This is a genomic window from Aeromonas sp. S15(2024) (genome assembly GCF_041402265.1).
Taxonomy (GTDB): Bacteria; Pseudomonadota; Gammaproteobacteria; order Enterobacterales; family Aeromonadaceae; genus Aeromonas; species Aeromonas dhakensis.
The window spans coordinates 1-15,642 of the sequence record NZ_JBGLQY010000005.1; the positions used below are offsets into that span (position 1 = coordinate 1).

Consider the following 15,642-nt stretch of genomic DNA (forward strand, 5'->3'; position numbering starts at 1 on the left):
CGGCAAAAGTAGCAAGCTACTTTCCCGCTGCCGCTCGACTTGCATGTGTTAGGCCTGCCGCCAGCGTTCAATCTGAGCCATGATCAAACTCTTCAATTTAAGTTTGGTTGCTTCGAAAAGCGGCTCAATGAATTGCTGAATTAACTGCTGCAACTTAAAAGTTGCTTTGGTCACTTCATCAGACATTGAAAATCAAAAATTGTTTTTGATGCTCGATGCTGTGAGTGCCCACACAGATTGCTTGATTCAAATTGTTAAAGAGCGACGCAGCTTTTGGCTGCTGCGGGAGTGGCATTCTACTCAACCGCCTTCTCGAGTCAAGCCTTATTTTCAAAGGCTTTTCGAGGCTACCGACTCAGGCTTTGCGTTGCCGCTTGCCGTGTCGATGGGGCGCATTATAGAGAGATTGATCACGCTGGCAAGGGGGCGAATGCAATAAAATTGCAAAAAACTGCACTTTTTTAGTTATTCATATCCAAGCACAGCTTTTATACAAACTTATCCACAGATAGCGAGTAAAACAGGGGATCCGAGTCCTCTTCTCCCCCTCTTTTCTGACCTCCCACCCGAGCCAGCACCCGCTTTGGCTTGCTATCTAGGCATAACGTCAGCCAACCCTGCTTCTTTTACCCAAAGCGAGATTAGTTCGGCAGCAGGCCAGTCACGGCAACCGGAGACATTCTGGCCAGCCCAGAGCGGCGAGCACCCTGCATCTCCCCGCTGTTCGGCCGCACTGCGCAGTGGGGCCAGGGCGCCACTGGCATGAGGAAAGGCAGGCACGGCTTCGGACAGCGGGCCCAACTCTCGCATCAGGCGATTGACGATGCCGCGGGCTGGGCGACCGCTGAACAGGTTGGTCAGCGCCGTGTGTCGCCCTGCCGGCGAGTGCAGCGCCGCCCGATGCAGGGTTGAGGTGGTGGCTTCATGACAACAGAGAAAGGCGGTGCCCATCTGCACGGCGCTGGCCCCCAGCGCCAGTGCGGCGCGAATGCCGACACCATCGACAATGCCGCCGGCGGCGATGACCGGCAGCCTCACCGCCTCTACTATCTGTGGCAACAGGGTAAAGGTGCCCTGCTGCAGGCTGAGATCGTCCTCGAGGAAATGGCCGCGATGGCCGCCGGCCTCCAGCCCCTGGGCGATGATGGCATCGGCGCCATGGTCGGCAAGCCAGCAGGCTTCTGCGACCGTGGTGGCGCTGGCCAATATCTTGGCCCCGCTGGCTTTCACCCTAACCAGCAACTCGGGCTCGGGCAGCCCGAAGTGGAAACTGACCACGGCCGGTTTGAACTCGGCCACCATGGCGGCATGTTCGGCATTGAACGGGGCCCGGCTAGGGGCGGCTGTGCCGGCAGTGTCGCGCACGCCGTATTCGTCATAGTAGGGCGCCAGCCGCTGCAGCCAGAGGGCCTGGGCGGCGGGATCCGGCGCCTCCTGCCGGTGACAGAAGAAGTTGATGTTGAATGGCCCCCCGCTTGCCGCCAGCCGGCTCAGCTCTTCGCGCAAGGTGGCGAGGCTCAGCATGGCCGCGGGCAATGAGCCCAGAGCGCCGGCCCGGGTCACGGCCAGTGCCAGCGCGCTGTCCTGCACACCGGCCATGGGGGCCTGAATAATGGGATAGCGCAGCCCCAGTTTGGCAAACAGCGTCATGATGTCGCCTCTTGCCGCTCGGGAGTGACGCCGCCGACCTGGCTGCGCGCCAGCGCGATGGCCCCATCGATGGCCGCGCGGGCCTGCGGACTGTTCTGCCAGCAGGTCGAGCCCAGCATGCTGGCCACCAGCTGCACGATATGGCCGGTGTCGGCCGCGGCCAATTGCACCAGATTGTGGTAACCAAGCTGTTCAAGTCGCCCGATGACGGTGGGCCCCACCCCTTTCACGCCGAGCAGCAGCGCCCGCTCTTCACCCGAAAATCCTTGCTTGCTCTTCATTGATAAGACTCCTTTCCCATACCCTCATTGCACATCAGGCCCGCGAGGGGCCTGATGAAGACAAGTGGTCAACGTACGCTGCGCAGCAGGAAGTCCGGCTGGCCGCAGGAGCGCAACTCGCGCTTTTGCATCTCGTCGGAACAGGTGACGGCATCGGTCCCCTCCTTGTTGAGGCAGATATAGACCTCCCGCAGGAAGCGGCCACCGTCGGCGCAGGCCACCGTGATGTTGTCCGGGGCCAGCCAGTCGTTGGCACTGGCCAGATCCGCCTTGAGCTGGAAGCGGCTCTTGCGCAGCGGCTCGGCGGGAGACTGATAGGCGGCCGGGATCTTCACTTTCTGGCGCAGGTCGCTGGCCAGCTGATGAAAATCGCGCTGGCTCAGGCCGGAACAGGTGCCGTGCTTCTCCCACTCATGGCGATAGAGAAAGCGGCTGGGATAGAGCCCGGCAAACTCCTGCTCCATCGCCGGATCCAGCCGCTCGCGGGTACAACTGCTCGGATAGCCGCGCTGATACTGGGGCCAGAGCCCGTGCAGCACGAATCCCAGCTGGCGGGAACATTGGTCCCGGTCGGCCGGCTTGATGGCGCAGTGCTCCGGTGACCAGGAGAGCGCCATGGCGTAATAGTCAAACTCGCCGGCCTCCCCTTTGGCCTGAACGGCAGAGGAGAACCAGGGGGCCAGCAGCATGCCGAGCAGCACAACAATCTTCTTCATCTTGGATATCCAGGGTTATGCAAATAGTGTCGAGCGGGCCGTTTCGCCCTCGGGAACGGCCATGCTCCCATATTTTGCCCAAAGGGAACACCCTGCCGGGGCGCCGGCCAATGTCGGGGTCAGACCAGTAAAGGGTTTCCCCTCCCGGCACCGAGGCGTAAGCTGACTCTCCGGCGGGCCCGCACGTCCGGCCTGTTTCCCGTCCGCTTTCCTCTTCAACAGGATGTAACATGATCCGCAAGAATCCCTCCGGCCATCTGCCGGTCATCGACGAGTCAGCCTATATCGACAAGACAGCCATCATCTGTGGCAAGGTGATCATCAAGGAGAACGTGTTTGTCGGCCCCTATGCGGTGATCCGCGCCGACGAGGTGGATGCCAGCGGCGACATGGAGCCCATCGTCATCGGCGCCAACTCCAACATTCAGGACGGGGTCGTCATCCACTCCAAGTCCGGCGCTGCGGTCACCATCGGCGAGTACACCTCCATCGCCCACCGCAGCATAGTCCACGGCCCGTGCGAAGTGGGTAACCGGGTCTTCATCGGCTTCAACAGCGTGCTGTTCAACTGCCACATCGGTGACGGCGCCGTGGTGCGCCACAACTCGGTGGTGGACGGCTGCGATCTGCCGCCGGAGTTCTACGTCCCCTCCACCACCCGCATCAACCAGCAGAGCGATCTGGACCATATCCCGCGGGTCTCGGTGGATGCCGCCGAGTTCTCCGAGGACGTGGCCCACACCAACATCGATCTGGTCAAGGGGTACAAGGCGCTCTCCAACGAGTTCTGAGTCCCGCGGTTGCCAGGATCCACAACGGGCGCCCAGGCGCCCGTTGTCATGACTGTAAAGAGGGTGAAAAGGGAGCGTAAAAGCCATTGAGATGGCGGCCGGCCTGGCGTTTGATGGGCCATCTTCCCTGGATGGAGTCGTCCCCATGTCACGTTACCCCCTCGCACTCACTCTGCTGCTTGCCAGTCTGTCGGCCCAGGCCTGCGAACTGCCAGCCCCGCCAGCCGGTCGTCCCGACGCGCGCCCGCCGGCGTTGCCCGCTCCCCTCTATCACGCCAGCAAGTTGGGCCAGGATCCCCAGGCCACCGCCCAGGCGCTGTTCAAGAACATTCCGCCGGCCGAAGCCGACAAACGCTATGAAGTGGTGGTAAGCGTGCGCGAGCTGCCGCCCCAGCCCATCCGGCTTCAACCTGCCGCCGCCCCGCTCAAGGGGCAGTAAGGCCCACCGCAGAACCGGCCATGAAAAGGGCGCCGCAGCGCCCTTGTCGAGATCATGACTCGAGTTTATTAACGTGCCCGCACGCAGGCGACGCCGTGAGCCTCTTGCGGCAGATCCGTGATGAGCTCGCCGCTGCCCGGATCGAGCAGAGGGGCCTCCCCGTCGTCATTGGGGGCATCGCTGCTCCAGAGCCGGCTGTAGAGCGGCCAGCCCTGCTCCGTCAGCAGCTTCATCTCCTCACCGACCTGATGATAGGCGGCAAACAGCGCCGTCAGCTCCCTGGCCGCCGGCAGGCGCCAATCATCGTGGCCACGCGCCACCAGTTGCTGGCAGTAGTCGCGAGCCCGTTCCTGGCTCATCACCACATAGTCGTGGGGGAAGGGGTTGTAATCCCCATCTTCATCCCTGGCGCTGCCGTCGTAGGCCAGCGTCAGCCGGTCTGCTTCCACGCGAGTCAGGGGGCAGACGAAGATCAACTCGCCCGCCGCCAGCTCGGAATGACGGCAGCCCTGGCTGAAATCGGGCTGGGCATCCACCACCTGCACCGCCAGTTCCAGCATCCGCTCGCCCGTGCTCACCTGCACCCGGGCAGGCCCCACCGCCAGAGCGCGCAGCACTCCATCGCCGTCGACGCTGACCCGCTCCGGCGTCATGCTGCGCCACTGCAAGGGACCCTGCGCCGGATTGCGCGTGCCATCGCTCAGCCGCAGTTCGGCCTGCAGAGCCAGCGCCTGGCCCACTTCCAGCCGGGGGGCTGCCGGCGTCACCTGCAGATCGATCACGATGGCAGACACCGGCGCCTCGTCAGCTACCCCGCTCAATCCGAGCTCGGCGACCGTGGCCGGAGTGCGCCTCGGCTCGGCAGACACGCTACGCAGGAACTCACCGATGGCATCCAGCTCGTCGTTGGAGAGACCGAGCGCATGCAGGTGATCGGAGGCTTGCGGGAAGAAGGGATCGTACTGCGCCACCCCGGTCGGGAAGCCCACCCCGCTGCTCCACTTGGTCACCCCGAAGTTGTACATGGCCACCACCCCCTGCACGGAACTGCCGATGCGCTGCGCCAGGATGGGGAAGACCCCGTTGTGCATATAAGGTGCGGTAAACGCCACGTCCCGCAGGCTGGGGGTCTTGAAGCGTCCCATGTCTGCCTTTTGGCGGGTGTGCAGGAAGCGGCCGCGGTCTTCCAGATTACGGCCATAGTAGGCCAGCCCCACGCTCTCGAACCGGTACTGGCTCAGCAGCGGCCCGGAGTGGCAGTTCATGCAGCGGCCATCGGTGCGATAGAGGTGCATCCCCCACAGCGCCTTGTCGCTTAGGGCCTGCCCGTCCCCTTGGACGAAGCGCTCGAAGTCGCTGTCGCGGCTGATGATGGTGCGCTCGAAGGTGGCGATCGCCTTGGCGATCCGCTCCAGGCTGATCCCCTCGTCACCGAACGCCGTGGCAAAGGCCGCCCGGTAGTCGCGGCTGGCCCGCAGACGCGCCAGCAGTTCGTCGTGATCCAGCGCCATCTCTACCGGGTTCTGGATAGGGTGCAGCGACTGCTCCTCAAGGGAACCGACCCGGCCATCCCAGAACTGGCTGCTGCTGAAAGCACTGTTGAGGATGGAGGGGGCGTTGCGGGTCCCCTTCTGCCCCTGATGGCCCACCGAGACGCTCAGCCCGTCGCTCCACCCCTTTTGCGGATCGTGGCAGCTGGCACAGCTGATGTCTTGCGCCCGGGAGAGCCGCTTGTCGAAGAACAGTTGCTGACCCAATACCACCTTTGCCCGGCTGTAAGGGTTGTCGGCCGGGAAGGGGACCGCCGGCAGCGGCCCCAGCTCCTGCCACTCGACCCCCTCATCAACCCTGGCGGCCGGCCATTGGGCGGCAGGGCCGGCATACTGGGCGCGCAGGGCGGCCATATCGGGCATCTTGTCGTCACGGATGACCGAAGGGCGTACCGGATAGGGCGCCAGCGCATACCAGAGCACGCTGCCCTCCCCCTCCTCGAGCCAGCTGCCCGTGGCGGGTTGGTAAAGAGCGGGGCGGCCGGCGCCGTCCTGCAGCCAGATCCGGGCCGGCACAGCCAGGGCAAAGGTGTGGGGGTAGCGCCAACTCTGCTTGTCCGCCGCCAGCAGCCGTTCAAATTCGGCCAGGCCAGGCAGTCGCCAGTCACCGCGTCCGCAGCCGGTCGGCACCACCCCCAGCCCGGCACGGCTGGCCTGCGGCAACGCACTGCTGCCGCTGGCGTGCAGCCAATACTGGCTGCCCTTGACCCCGGCGGGGCTGCGCACATCGTGCAGGCAACGCCAGTCAGTGCCGCTCGTCAGCCGCCCCTGCTCATCAAGGCGCAGCAGCTCGGCCGTCTCCGGCTCGTCGGGCTGGCTGGGTTGGGCGGGATAGAGCAGCTGCCTCGCCGCCTCGATGGGGCTGCTGTTGCTGCGCCGATACCAGCTGCGCTCCCCCTGATCGGCACGCAGGGCCAGCAGCATCTGCCAGCTGTCCGGATAGTTGAGCTCGGCCCCCGGCTGGCGCTGGGCCAGCAACAGGACTGCATAGTCCTGGATGAGTGTTTGCTGTTGCAGACGGATCTCTGCCAGTTGCCCCCACTCGCTCTGATCGAGAGTGCCGTCCCCATTGCGGTCGGCCAGCAGGAACAGCGCTGTCTCCTCTTCATCCAGTCGCAAGGAAGGAGCGTCAGCGCGGCGGGCCGACAGTGCCGTGGCACCGAGATCGGCCACTCGGGCCGTCGCGGCGCGCAGAATATAGCTGCCGTCGCTCCCCACCAGCTCCAGCGGCTGATCCAGCAGCAAACCGGCCGGCAGCGTCATGACCAAGGGGCGCTCCTCCCCCACCTCTCCGCTCACCGCGATGCCGGTAGCGGCCTGGCGCAGCAGCAGGGTGGCCCCCAGCCCCAGGCGGGTCGTCACATCGAGCCGCACGGTCAACTCGCTGCGGGTATGGGTCGGTACCGGCTCAACCGGCGGCTCTGTGGGTGGCGTCACCACCGGAGGTTCTACCGGCGGCTCTACCACGGGCGGTGTCACCACCGGCACAGAGGGAACGGGCGCCTGGCTATGGTTGTCATTGCAGGCGGTCAGGATCAGCAGGCTGACCAGTAAGAGGCTGGTTTTCATCGTGCAAAGGGTGAGTGGTCTGAGGAGTCGGCGATTATCCAGCCAAATGACAATCATTATCAATATCACCTTGCAAATATGTGTTTTGACAACAACCATCCTGCCTCGGACGCCATGACAAGAGGGCAGGCATCCGTCGATGCCTGCCCTCTTTATCTCCGTGTACCGGTCAGCCGGTGACCTCGGCTCGCGATCAGGAGCACTTCTTCAGGCTGATATGCCAGTTGGCACCGGATTGCACCTGATGCTGGGCGGCGAAGCTGTCCATGTTCAGCGCCACTGACACCTGCAGCAGGCTGTTGAGGTAGACCAGCGGCTGGCCTTCCGGCACATCGCCAAAGCTGCTGACATAGGGGGCCTTGCCCTCGTACTTCAGCGCATCCCCTTCGCTGATCTTGATGCAGGCGTTGTCACCCTTGTTGATCCCCGCCTTGGTCAACAGGCTGTCGTCGATGTTGGTCCACACGTTGCCGTACTGCACGTCCAGGATCGAAATGGTGCCCTTGAGGGTGCCATCCTGCTCGGCCACTGCCGGCTGATAGGGGATCTTCACCACCTCGGCCGGCAGCTTGGGCCCTACCTGCTCATAGCTGATGGCTCCGGAGGCGAGGCGGGCGCCGGTGTAGGCGTAGACGTCGCGGCCGTGGAAGGTGTAGGACTTCTCGGAGCCCCTGAGCCGGTTGGTCTTCTCGTCGATCTGGCGCACGGTATCGATGCCGAAGTGCTCCGCCACCAGGGTCAGGGTGCCGTTGTCCGGGCTGACGATGTAGTGCCCGCTCTTGGTCTTGAGCACCACCGACTTGCGATCGGTACCGACCCCCGGATCCACCACGCTGACGAACACTGTCCCCTTGGGCCAGTACTGCAGGGTCTGATAGAGACGGTAGGAGGCTTCCCAGATGTTGTAGGCCGGGATCTCGTGGGTCAGGTCATAGAGCGGCAGGGTGCGGTCCACCCCGAAGGCGACCCCCTTCATGGCCGAGACGGCACCATCCTTGAGACCAAAGTCGGTCTGGATCACCAGCGCCTCGTTGGCGGTGGCAAGGCCGCTGGCCAGCAACAGGGCGAGCGCAAGCGCGCGCGGGGCGGTACGAATATCCATATCTGAACTCCTGAAGGTAACGACAAAATAACCATCTAGACATCCAGAATGCCATCGATACCACATATTGCAAGCCGTATTCCCCGGATGGGGGGCGCCGAAAGCCCTCGCCAGCAGGTCGCGGCGGGTGTATGGATAGGGCTGAGTCGCGACCGCTACAAGGAGATCCCATGACCCACAACCAGACCGCCATCCTGCTCAGCCTGGGGGAGCACAGCAGCCAGCTGCAGCTGACCCGGGCCGACGGCACCCGCTTCACCCGCGACTTGGGCTTCGGCCTCGAAGCCATGACGCCGGGCCCGTTTCGCCGAGATCCGCCGAGCGCGCTGGAGTTGGAGCAGGCCATCATGGTGGTGGAGGACGTGCTGATGCCGCTGGCCGCCGAGGTACCACCCCATGAGGTGGTGACCCTGCAGGCACCGTTGCCGCTGGCCGAGGTGCTCGGCAGTCGTGAACTGAGCCGGGAGAGCCTGGAGCAGCTGTTCGGCCAGTTTGCCGCCATGGTGGAGGGTGACCCGCTGGCCGCCGCCAACCTGCCCAAGACCCGGCACTTTGCCGCTGCCCTGTTGATCCTGCGCGAATGGATGCACCATCTGTCGGCCGAGCGAGTCGTGCTGGCCGACTGAGTCACACTAGCCTGCCCAAGACCCGGCACTTTGCCGCCGCCCTCTTGATCCTGCGCGAATGGATGCACCATCTGTCGGCCGAGCGGGTGGTGCTGGCCGACTGAGTCACGCTAGCCGGCAGCCGGCTCGAAGCGGGTGCGCCAGGCCGCCCAGGCCAGCCCCAGGCTGATCAGCACGCTGCCGATGGTGAGCAGATCCACCGCCGCCTGCACGCCGGCTCCATCGCTGACCCAGCCCAGCAACACAGGCACCCAGTTCGCCACATAGGCGATCACGTAAAAGAGCGACACCAGCCGGGCGTGGCTGGCAGCCGGCGCGATGCGGTTGACCAGGGTCGCACTGCCGACGAACACCGCGCCCTGGGCATAACCGGCCACCAGCAAACCGACCACCGCCAGCCACCACGACTGGGCATGCACGGCGCCGGCAAACAGCAGCATGCAAATCGCCAGCGCCAGAGCGCCGCTTTGCAGGGTGTGGCGGGCATCGAGCCGACGGGCCCAGAGCTGACAGAGGCCGGAGAGCACCATGTAGGCCGCAATGAGATAGCCGAACAGGCCGAGATCCCGCAGCCCCAACAGCTGACTCGCCACCTTGGGGCCGATGGCCAGCAGGCTGGCCGCCACCGCCCAGGCGGTAAACAGCGCCAGTGCACAGATGAAGAAAGCCGCCCCGGTGGCTTTGAGCCCCTCCCCCAGCGATCCCCTGCCCTGCTGGGTTGCCGCAGCAGGCGCCCCTTGCGCGCTGGCGGGCCAGCTCAATGCCACCCCCGCCATGGCGCAGGCCGCCAGCCCCATGATGAGCAGGAAGGGCAGTTGGGTCGGATAGCACTCCAGCTGCAACGCCAACCCGCTGAACACCGGACCGAGCGCCAACCCGGCGGTGAAGGAGAGGGTCGCGCTGAGGGCCGCCCGCTTGCCGCCATCGCGCGGGCCAAAGCGCAGCAGGGCCACGTTGGCGGCGCCGGTCAGGGCGCCGGTGCCGATCCCGGCCAGCACCCGCGCCAACAACAGCGACCAGAAGGAGTCCGCGAGAGCAAACAGCAGGGCGCCCCCCAGTACCGCCAGCAGGGCCGGCAGGATCATGGCGCGCAGATCGCTCACCCTGCCCGCCAGATTGCCCACCCCGAACAGGGAGATCAGCACCCCGCCCGCATAGCCGCCATAGATGAGGGTGAGGCTGACATCGCTCAGGGCCAGCGCCTGCTGATAGTGGGGATAGAGGGGGGTGGGCACGCTGCTGTTGAGCAGCGCCGACATCAGCGCCAGCGGCAGAAACAGCAGGATAGCGCGATGGGAGGTAGCCGCCGCAGAGGGGGCAGCGGCGCAAAGAGATGATGACATGCAAGGCTCCGATGAGGGCGGGCAAGGCCGCTGACGAGAGGCGCCATGATAGCGCCCGTCGTGGCCCCTCGACAGCGACACAAATGCATCAGCCTGCTTCAATAATGCATGTCAGTGGCATCTATCTGCATGTCGACAAGGGCACTCTTGCCTTGTGCTCCCGCCGGCGCTGGCTTCTAATGAGCAAGCTCCAACAGGGGCTGACAAACGGGAGGCTCGATGATCAACTGGGACGACGCGCGGTTTTTTCTGGCACTGGCACGGCAGGGTACCCTGCGTGGCGCTGCCGGTGTACTGGGGGTCGATCAGGCCACCGTGGGGCGCCGCATCACGGCGCTGGAGCAGAACCTCGGCTCCAAACTCTTTATCCGCACCCCCAAGCTCTATGATCTCAGCCCCCTCGGCGAGGCCATGCTGGCGGATGCCAGCGCCATGGAGCAGGCCATCAAGGCCATCGAACGCAAGGCGAGCGCCGGCGATCAGAGCCTGTGCGGCGAGGTGCGCATCGCCACCACCGATACCCTGGCCCAAGCCTTCGTGCTGCCCGCCCTCACCCTGCTGCGCGAGCGCCACCCCGGCATCCGGCTCAGCCTGCAGACCGCGGTCAGCGTCAGCGACATCGCCTACCGGGAGGCCGATCTCGCCATCCGCGGGCTGCGCCCGGACAACGACGAACTGGTGATCAAGCGCCTCACCACCATAGAGATGGGGCTCTACGCCTCTCGCGACTATCTGGCCCGCCACGGCACGCCCAAGAGCGGCCACGCTCTCAGCCAGCACGCCCTGCTGCTGTTTGCCAGGGAGCTGGTCTCCCGCCACTGGCACAGCCTATGCGGGGAGCCGCTGCACGAGCCCAACGTGGTGCTGCAGTGCAACGCCCAGCTGCTGTTGCTGGCGGCCGCCCGCCAGGGGCTCGGCATCGCCCTGCTCTCCACCTTTCTGGCGGACAAGGAGCCGGATCTGGTGCGCGTGCTGCCCACCCTGTGCGATCCAGTCGACATCTGGCTGGTGCTCCACCCCGACTTGCAAAAAGCCAGCCGGGTGCGCGCCGTGGTGGACGCACTGGAAGAGGTGTTTCACTGCCGCTGAGCCGGCGGCGCCTTCTGCCCGCGGCCCCGCATCTGTTACCATGCCGGCCATCAAGACTGTTTCCAGCGCGGCGTGGCCGCGCCCATCCCGACGGGTACCCTTATGTCCATTGCCTCCTTCGCCGATCTGGCGCTCTCCCCCCGCCTGCAGCAGACCCTGACCGAGCTTGGCTACACCGCGCCGACCCCGGTGCAGGCCGGCGCCATCCCGCTCATTCTGGCGGGGCACGATCTGATGGCGGGCGCCCAGACCGGCACCGGCAAGACCGCCGCCTTCGTGCTGCCACTGCTGGAACAGCTGCTACAGCAGCCACAGGCAGAGCCCCGCCCCATCCGCGCCCTGGTGCTGGTGCCGACCCGCGAGCTGGCGGTGCAGGTGCATGAGAGCGTCACGCGCTACGCCAAGGGCTCCGACCTCACCAGCACGCTGGTCTACGGCGGGGTGAGTATCGCGGCGCAGGTGGAGGCATTGAAAAACGGCGTGGATATCCTGATCGCCACCCCGGGCCGCCTGCTCGACCATCTGCGCCAGGGGGCGCTGAGTCTGGCCGCGCTGCGCCATCTGGTGTTTGACGAGGCAGATCGCATGCTCGACATGGGCTTTATGGACGAGATCAAGGCGCTACTGAAACAGATCCCGGCGGATCGCCAGACCCTGCTCTTTTCGGCCACCTGCGATGACAACCTGTTTGCCTTGAGCAAGGTGTTGTTGCGTGACCCGGCACTTATCGAAGTGGCCCCACGCAACACCACGGCGGCCGAGGTGGAGCAGCGGGTCTATACGGTGGATGGCGATCGCAAGCTGGCGCTGGTCGAGCACATGTTGAAGGTGAAGGGCTGGGCGCCGGCGCTGATCTTCAGCCGCACCCGCCAGGGGGCCGACAAGCTGGCCCAGCAGCTCGGCAAGGCGGGCATCAATGCGCTGGCCTTCCACGGTGACCTGTCACAGGGCGCGCGGGAGAAGGTGCTGCTGGAGTTTCGCGCCGGCACTCTGCAGGCACTGGTTGCCACCGACGTGGCGGCCCGCGGCCTCGACATCACGGATCTCAACTACGTGATCAATATGGAATTCCCGTTTGTGGCGGAGGATTACGTGCATCGCATCGGCCGTACCGGCCGCGCCGGCAACAAGGGGCTCGCCATCACCCTGTTCAGCCCGGAAGATGCGCAGCTCTTGGAGAAGGTGGAGGCGGTGCTCGACACCCGCCTGCCCCAGCAGTGGTTCCCGGGCTTTGAGCCGGATCTCACCCGCTTCGACCCCGAGCCACGCCGCAGCAGCAAGGCGGCCCAGAAGCAGCGCGCCAGAAAGCAGGCGCTCGCTGGCAACAAGAGCAAGGCCCGCCGCTGATCCAATGAGGGAGCCCAGGCTCCCTCCGCACGGCCACATGGCCTACTCATTTACACCGTTTTTGGCCCTGTGACCGGGTCCATGACGGGCATACAGTGCCTCATCACCCCAGCATGGACACCGGATGTGGCACACACTCTCCACCCCCTCGACGACGAAGCGGCCTTTGCCGCCAGCTTCGCCCTGATGCAGCAGCTGCGACCCCACCTCAGCTGCCCGGAGCGCTATATGGCGCAGCTCACCAGGCAGGCACAACAAGGCTATCGCCTGCTGGGTGCACGGGACGCCGAACGCATCGTCGGCCTGGCCGGCTATCGCCTGCAGGAAAACCTCATCTACGGGCGCTTTGTCTATATCGACGATCTCGTCGTCAGTCCCGACCTGCAGCGCAGCGGCCTGGGGGCGCAGCTTCTGGACGCCGTGCGCGCCGAAGCCCTGCGGCTGGGGTGCGATCACCTGGTGCTCGATACTGGCCTGCACAATGCGCTGGCCCAGCGCTTCTACTTTCGCTGCGGGTTGCTCTCCCGCGGGATGCACTTTTGCGAGGATCTGCGCCCATGAACCAGGTACTGCTGATCAATGCCAGCGCCCAGGGGGCTGCCTCTCATGCCAACCGGTTGGCGCTGGACCTGGTGGCCTGTCTGCGGCAAGCGCATCCGACCCTCGCTCTGGTCGAACGCCCTGTTGGCACTGACCCCCTGCCGGCCCTGAGCCAGGCCTATGTACAGGCACTGACCACGGTCACCCCCTTTGACGCCCCCGAGCTGGCCCTCTCCGAGACGCTGATCCGGGAGCTGGAGCAGAGCGATGCCCTGATCATCGCCACCCCGCTGCACAACTTCACCCTGCCGGCCGCCCTCAAGCTGTGGATTGACTATGTGCTGCGCATCCATCGCACCTTCCAGTCGAGTGCCGAGGGCAAGCTGGGGCTGCTGGCCAACCGCCCCGTCTACGTCCTGGTGGGATCGGGCGGCTTTCATCAGGGCCCGCGAGCCGGGCAACCCGATTTCCTGACCCCCTACCTGCGCCACGCGCTCAACACCCTGGGGCTGTTCAACATCCATTTCTTCTATCTGCAGGGACTGGTGTTCGGTGACGAGGCGGTGCGCCAGACCATCGACACCAACCGCGCGCTGCTGGCGCAGCAGCCCCTGTTTAGCCGGCTTGCCGATCCACACCACCTTGGAGTACTGCCATGACCCAACCAAGACTTCCCTTTTCCACCCTGTCAGCCGAGGCCTATCAAGGGCTGCGCGCCACCAGCGACGCCCTGGCCGCAGGCCCCCTCGGCGCTCCCTTGCTGGAGCTGGTCTATCTGCGCATCTCGCAGATCAACGGCTGCGCCTTCTGCCTAGGCAAGCACGCCAAGACGCTGCGCGAGTGCGAGGTGTCGCAGCAGAAACTCGATTGTCTGGCGGGATGGCGGGTCAGCGACCTGTTCAGCGAACGCGAACGCGCCGCCCTGGCCTGGGCCGAGACGCTCACTTATGTCCATGAGGCAGGCGCACCGGACGAGCGCTACGCACCGCTCAAGGCCCACTTTTCCGATCGCGAGATCTCGGATCTGACCCTGGCGGCCGCCCTGATGAATGCCTTCAACCGGCTGGCCGTTGGCATGCTGCTGTAACCCGCAGCGCAACCCAATAAAAAACGCCCAAGCGGGCGTTTTTTATTGACCAACCGGCGGCTACCCTTGGCTGGCCAGCACGGGCGGCAGGGTGCGCAGGATGCGCTGCTCGGCCAGGGTGGAGAGCACGAACATCACCAGATAACCGAGGCCGAGCGCCACGATAATGGCCACCACATTGGTGGTGAAGCGGGCCACCAGGTAATAGGCCGCCACCAGCGCCACTATGCCCACCGCCCGGATCAGCAGGCTCTGGGTAAAGTGGCCGTGGGCCTTGATATAGGCGAGCTGGTAGCCGTTGAGCATCATAAAGATGAAGAAGAGGGAAAAGTGCAGCAGCACCGGCACGGCCCCCAGATAGTCGGCCGGGAACAACAGCGACACCAGCGGCTTGCCCGCCAGCAGCATCACCAAGAAAAAGACGAGGCTGACGATGGCACTGAGGCGGAAGATCCAGCGCCGGATCAGGCGGATCTGGCGGTGATCGCCGCTGCGCAGATTGACCGCCAGCTCAGGCAGCACGAAGCGGTAGATGGGGAAAACGAAAAGCAACGTCATATAGGTAAAGATGGGGCGCACCACCACCTGAAAATCCCCCAGCTCGTCGAGGCTGAAATGGCGGATGGTGAGCAGTACCGTGATGTAGATCATCAGGATGCTGGCCCCCGCCTCGAGGGACGCGGTGAAGCTCTTCTTCACATAGCTGCGCATATCGGGGCCAAGCTCGACCCTGGCCAGCGGCCGGGTGGCGATGGCCCGACGGCGATGCAGATACATGTAACCGGCGATGGCGAGCGAGGAGAAGGTCAGCCCGTAGAAGAGCGAAGCAAGGGCATCCAGGCCAAGTGCGAAATAGCAGGCCATAAACATCAAACCGTTGGCCAGCGGTTCCAGCCAGGTGACCCGGTTGGAGATCCCGTACATCCGGTACATGGCCACCAGATTGGTGAAGTAGACCTTGAGCCCCAGCCCGAAGATGACCCCTACCAGTTGCAGATATTCGGCCCGGATATGGAGCCCGTGCTTGATGTAGGGGATCACCAGCCCCCAGGTGAGCAGCACCATGCCGATGAGGAAGTAGCGGAAGATATTGATGATGTCCCGATCGTTCCTGGTCTGGGAGTAACTCACCACCATGGAGGAGCGAAAGCCGGTCATCAGGATGAGGGACAGCGAGATCAAATCCACCACGCTGTTGAACAGCGCCAGATCCCCCTTGGCCACCCACTGCGCCAGCCACACCTTGAAGGCGAAGCCGATAATGATGCTGGCAAGGGACGCCCACATGCCGGTGATGAAGGCCTGCTTGAGGCGGCCAAGTGAATCGGGTTGTTCGTCTTGAATTGCGTGCATCACGAAAGGCCCGCTAACTGCGTGAGGAGAGGCCCATCTTATGAAAGGGGGCCGCCCTTGAACAGCCCGAAACAGGGGGCAAGGGCGTCCCCCTGCCAGCAACGCCCGGCCGGGCGTCTCTTTTAGTGCGTCCAGCGCGTCCTCCGGCTGCCACCGCGC

Annotated in this window: 15 protein-coding genes and 1 rRNA gene; 8 read left to right on the forward strand and 8 right to left on the reverse strand. The window is 64.7% G+C overall.

Annotated features, from left to right (window positions below; translation table 11 throughout):
* The 4 genes from ACB033_RS12280 to ACB033_RS12295 all read right to left on the reverse strand — a co-directional run.
* Positions 1–99 (reverse strand): 16S ribosomal RNA (locus tag ACB033_RS12280); the annotation flags it as partial.
* Between the two features lie 492 nt (positions 100–591).
* Positions 592–1,650: a nitronate monooxygenase family protein gene (locus tag ACB033_RS12285; RefSeq protein WP_139725716.1), complete on the reverse strand. Its 1,059-nt coding sequence runs from the start codon at positions 1,648–1,650 to the stop codon at positions 592–594.
* Positions 1,647–1,931, reverse strand: coding sequence for a Pathogenicity locus (locus ACB033_RS12290; protein ID WP_042051325.1), 285 nt, complete (start codon positions 1,929–1,931; stop codon positions 1,647–1,649). Before ACB033_RS12290 ends, ACB033_RS12285 begins: the two co-directional genes overlap by 4 nt.
* A gap of 68 nt (positions 1,932–1,999) precedes the next feature.
* Positions 2,000–2,647, reverse strand: coding sequence for a ribonuclease (locus ACB033_RS12295; RefSeq protein WP_017781081.1), 648 nt, complete (start codon positions 2,645–2,647; stop codon positions 2,000–2,002).
* A 230-nt stretch (positions 2,648–2,877) separates the two neighbouring features.
* On the opposite strand from ACB033_RS12295, the gene ACB033_RS12300 reads away from it, so the two are divergent.
* Together ACB033_RS12300 and ACB033_RS12305 are read left to right on the forward strand one after the other, a co-directional pair.
* Complete coding sequence (locus ACB033_RS12300; RefSeq protein WP_005309014.1) at positions 2,878–3,438, forward strand: carbonic anhydrase; 561 nt, start codon at positions 2,878–2,880, stop codon at positions 3,436–3,438.
* A 145-nt stretch (positions 3,439–3,583) separates the two neighbouring features.
* Positions 3,584–3,877, forward strand: a complete 294-nt coding sequence (locus tag ACB033_RS12305; RefSeq protein WP_017764061.1) for a hypothetical protein — start codon at positions 3,584–3,586, stop codon at positions 3,875–3,877.
* A 68-nt stretch (positions 3,878–3,945) separates the two neighbouring features.
* Here the strand turns inward: ACB033_RS12305 and ACB033_RS12310 are convergent, their stop codons facing one another.
* Together ACB033_RS12310 and ACB033_RS12315 are read right to left on the reverse strand one after the other, a co-directional pair.
* Positions 3,946–6,996, reverse strand: a complete 3,051-nt coding sequence (locus ACB033_RS12310; protein ID WP_139725717.1) for a cytochrome c peroxidase — start codon at positions 6,994–6,996, stop codon at positions 3,946–3,948.
* A 193-nt stretch (positions 6,997–7,189) separates the two neighbouring features.
* Entirely contained in the window at positions 7,190–8,098 is a 909-nt protein-coding gene (locus ACB033_RS12315; protein ID WP_139725718.1) for an S-adenosyl-l-methionine hydroxide adenosyltransferase family protein, read from the reverse strand.
* A gap of 170 nt (positions 8,099–8,268) precedes the next feature.
* Here ACB033_RS12315 and ACB033_RS12320 point away from each other — a divergent pair, with 170 nt between their 5' ends.
* Positions 8,269–8,724, forward strand: a complete 456-nt coding sequence (locus ACB033_RS12320; RefSeq protein ID WP_025202207.1) for a hypothetical protein — start codon at positions 8,269–8,271, stop codon at positions 8,722–8,724.
* A 110-nt stretch (positions 8,725–8,834) separates the two neighbouring features.
* Here ACB033_RS12320 and ACB033_RS12325 read toward each other — a convergent pair whose 3' ends face one another.
* Positions 8,835–10,067 (reverse strand): MFS transporter, encoded by a 1,233-nt coding sequence (locus tag ACB033_RS12325; RefSeq protein ID WP_139725719.1) that lies wholly within the window; start codon positions 10,065–10,067, stop codon positions 8,835–8,837.
* A 219-nt stretch (positions 10,068–10,286) separates the two neighbouring features.
* On the opposite strand from ACB033_RS12325, the gene ACB033_RS12330 reads away from it, so the two are divergent.
* The 5 genes from ACB033_RS12330 to ACB033_RS12350 all read left to right on the forward strand — a co-directional run bounded on the left by ACB033_RS12330 (position 10,287) and on the right by ACB033_RS12350 (position 14,130).
* A complete protein-coding gene (locus ACB033_RS12330) occupies positions 10,287–11,156 on the forward strand; it encodes a LysR family transcriptional regulator (RefSeq protein WP_139725720.1) in 870 nt (289 codons plus the stop codon).
* A 102-nt stretch (positions 11,157–11,258) separates the two neighbouring features.
* Positions 11,259–12,503, forward strand: a complete 1,245-nt coding sequence (locus ACB033_RS12335) for a DEAD/DEAH box helicase (protein WP_139725721.1) — start codon at positions 11,259–11,261, stop codon at positions 12,501–12,503.
* 126 nt (positions 12,504–12,629) lie between these two features.
* A complete protein-coding gene (locus ACB033_RS12340) occupies positions 12,630–13,064 on the forward strand; it encodes a GNAT family N-acetyltransferase (protein ID WP_139725722.1) in 435 nt (144 codons plus the stop codon).
* On the forward strand, positions 13,061–13,702 hold the full coding sequence (locus ACB033_RS12345; protein WP_139725723.1) for an FMN-dependent NADH-azoreductase: 642 nt from the start codon (positions 13,061–13,063) through the stop codon (positions 13,700–13,702). The genes ACB033_RS12340 and ACB033_RS12345 overlap by 4 nt, the downstream gene beginning before the upstream one ends.
* Entirely contained in the window at positions 13,699–14,130 is a 432-nt protein-coding gene (locus ACB033_RS12350) for a carboxymuconolactone decarboxylase family protein (RefSeq protein ID WP_024941976.1), read from the forward strand. The genes ACB033_RS12345 and ACB033_RS12350 overlap by 4 nt, the downstream gene beginning before the upstream one ends.
* Positions 14,131–14,190: 60 nt before the next feature.
* Here the strand turns inward: ACB033_RS12350 and ACB033_RS12355 are convergent, their stop codons facing one another.
* Positions 14,191–15,483, reverse strand: coding sequence for a lipopolysaccharide biosynthesis protein (locus tag ACB033_RS12355; protein WP_139725724.1), 1,293 nt, complete (start codon positions 15,481–15,483; stop codon positions 14,191–14,193).
* Between the last annotated feature and the right edge of the window lie 159 nt (positions 15,484–15,642).

Coding starts and splice junctions, on each gene's coding strand:
- ACB033_RS12285 (WP_139725716.1), bottom strand. CDS start 1,650: ATGACGCTGTTTGCCAAACTGGGGCTGCGCTATCCCATTATTCAGGCC.
- ACB033_RS12290 (WP_042051325.1), bottom strand. CDS start 1,931: ATGAAGAGCAAGCAAGGATTTTCGGGTGAAGAGCGGGCGCTGCTGCTC.
- ACB033_RS12295 (WP_017781081.1), bottom strand. CDS start 2,647: ATGAAGAAGATTGTTGTGCTGCTCGGCATGCTGCTGGCCCCCTGGTTC.
- ACB033_RS12300 (WP_005309014.1), top strand. CDS start 2,878: ATGATCCGCAAGAATCCCTCCGGCCATCTGCCGGTCATCGACGAGTCA.
- ACB033_RS12305 (WP_017764061.1), top strand. CDS start 3,584: ATGTCACGTTACCCCCTCGCACTCACTCTGCTGCTTGCCAGTCTGTCG.
- ACB033_RS12310 (WP_139725717.1), bottom strand. CDS start 6,996: ATGAAAACCAGCCTCTTACTGGTCAGCCTGCTGATCCTGACCGCCTGC.
- ACB033_RS12315 (WP_139725718.1), bottom strand. CDS start 8,098: ATGGATATTCGTACCGCCCCGCGCGCGCTTGCGCTCGCCCTGTTGCTG.
- ACB033_RS12320 (WP_025202207.1), top strand. CDS start 8,269: ATGACCCACAACCAGACCGCCATCCTGCTCAGCCTGGGGGAGCACAGC.
- ACB033_RS12325 (WP_139725719.1), bottom strand. CDS start 10,067: ATGTCATCATCTCTTTGCGCCGCTGCCCCCTCTGCGGCGGCTACCTCC.
- ACB033_RS12330 (WP_139725720.1), top strand. CDS start 10,287: ATGATCAACTGGGACGACGCGCGGTTTTTTCTGGCACTGGCACGGCAG.
- ACB033_RS12335 (WP_139725721.1), top strand. CDS start 11,259: ATGTCCATTGCCTCCTTCGCCGATCTGGCGCTCTCCCCCCGCCTGCAG.
- ACB033_RS12345 (WP_139725723.1), top strand. CDS start 13,061: ATGAACCAGGTACTGCTGATCAATGCCAGCGCCCAGGGGGCTGCCTCT.
- ACB033_RS12350 (WP_024941976.1), top strand. CDS start 13,699: ATGACCCAACCAAGACTTCCCTTTTCCACCCTGTCAGCCGAGGCCTAT.
- ACB033_RS12355 (WP_139725724.1), bottom strand. CDS start 15,483: ATGCACGCAATTCAAGACGAACAACCCGATTCACTTGGCCGCCTCAAG.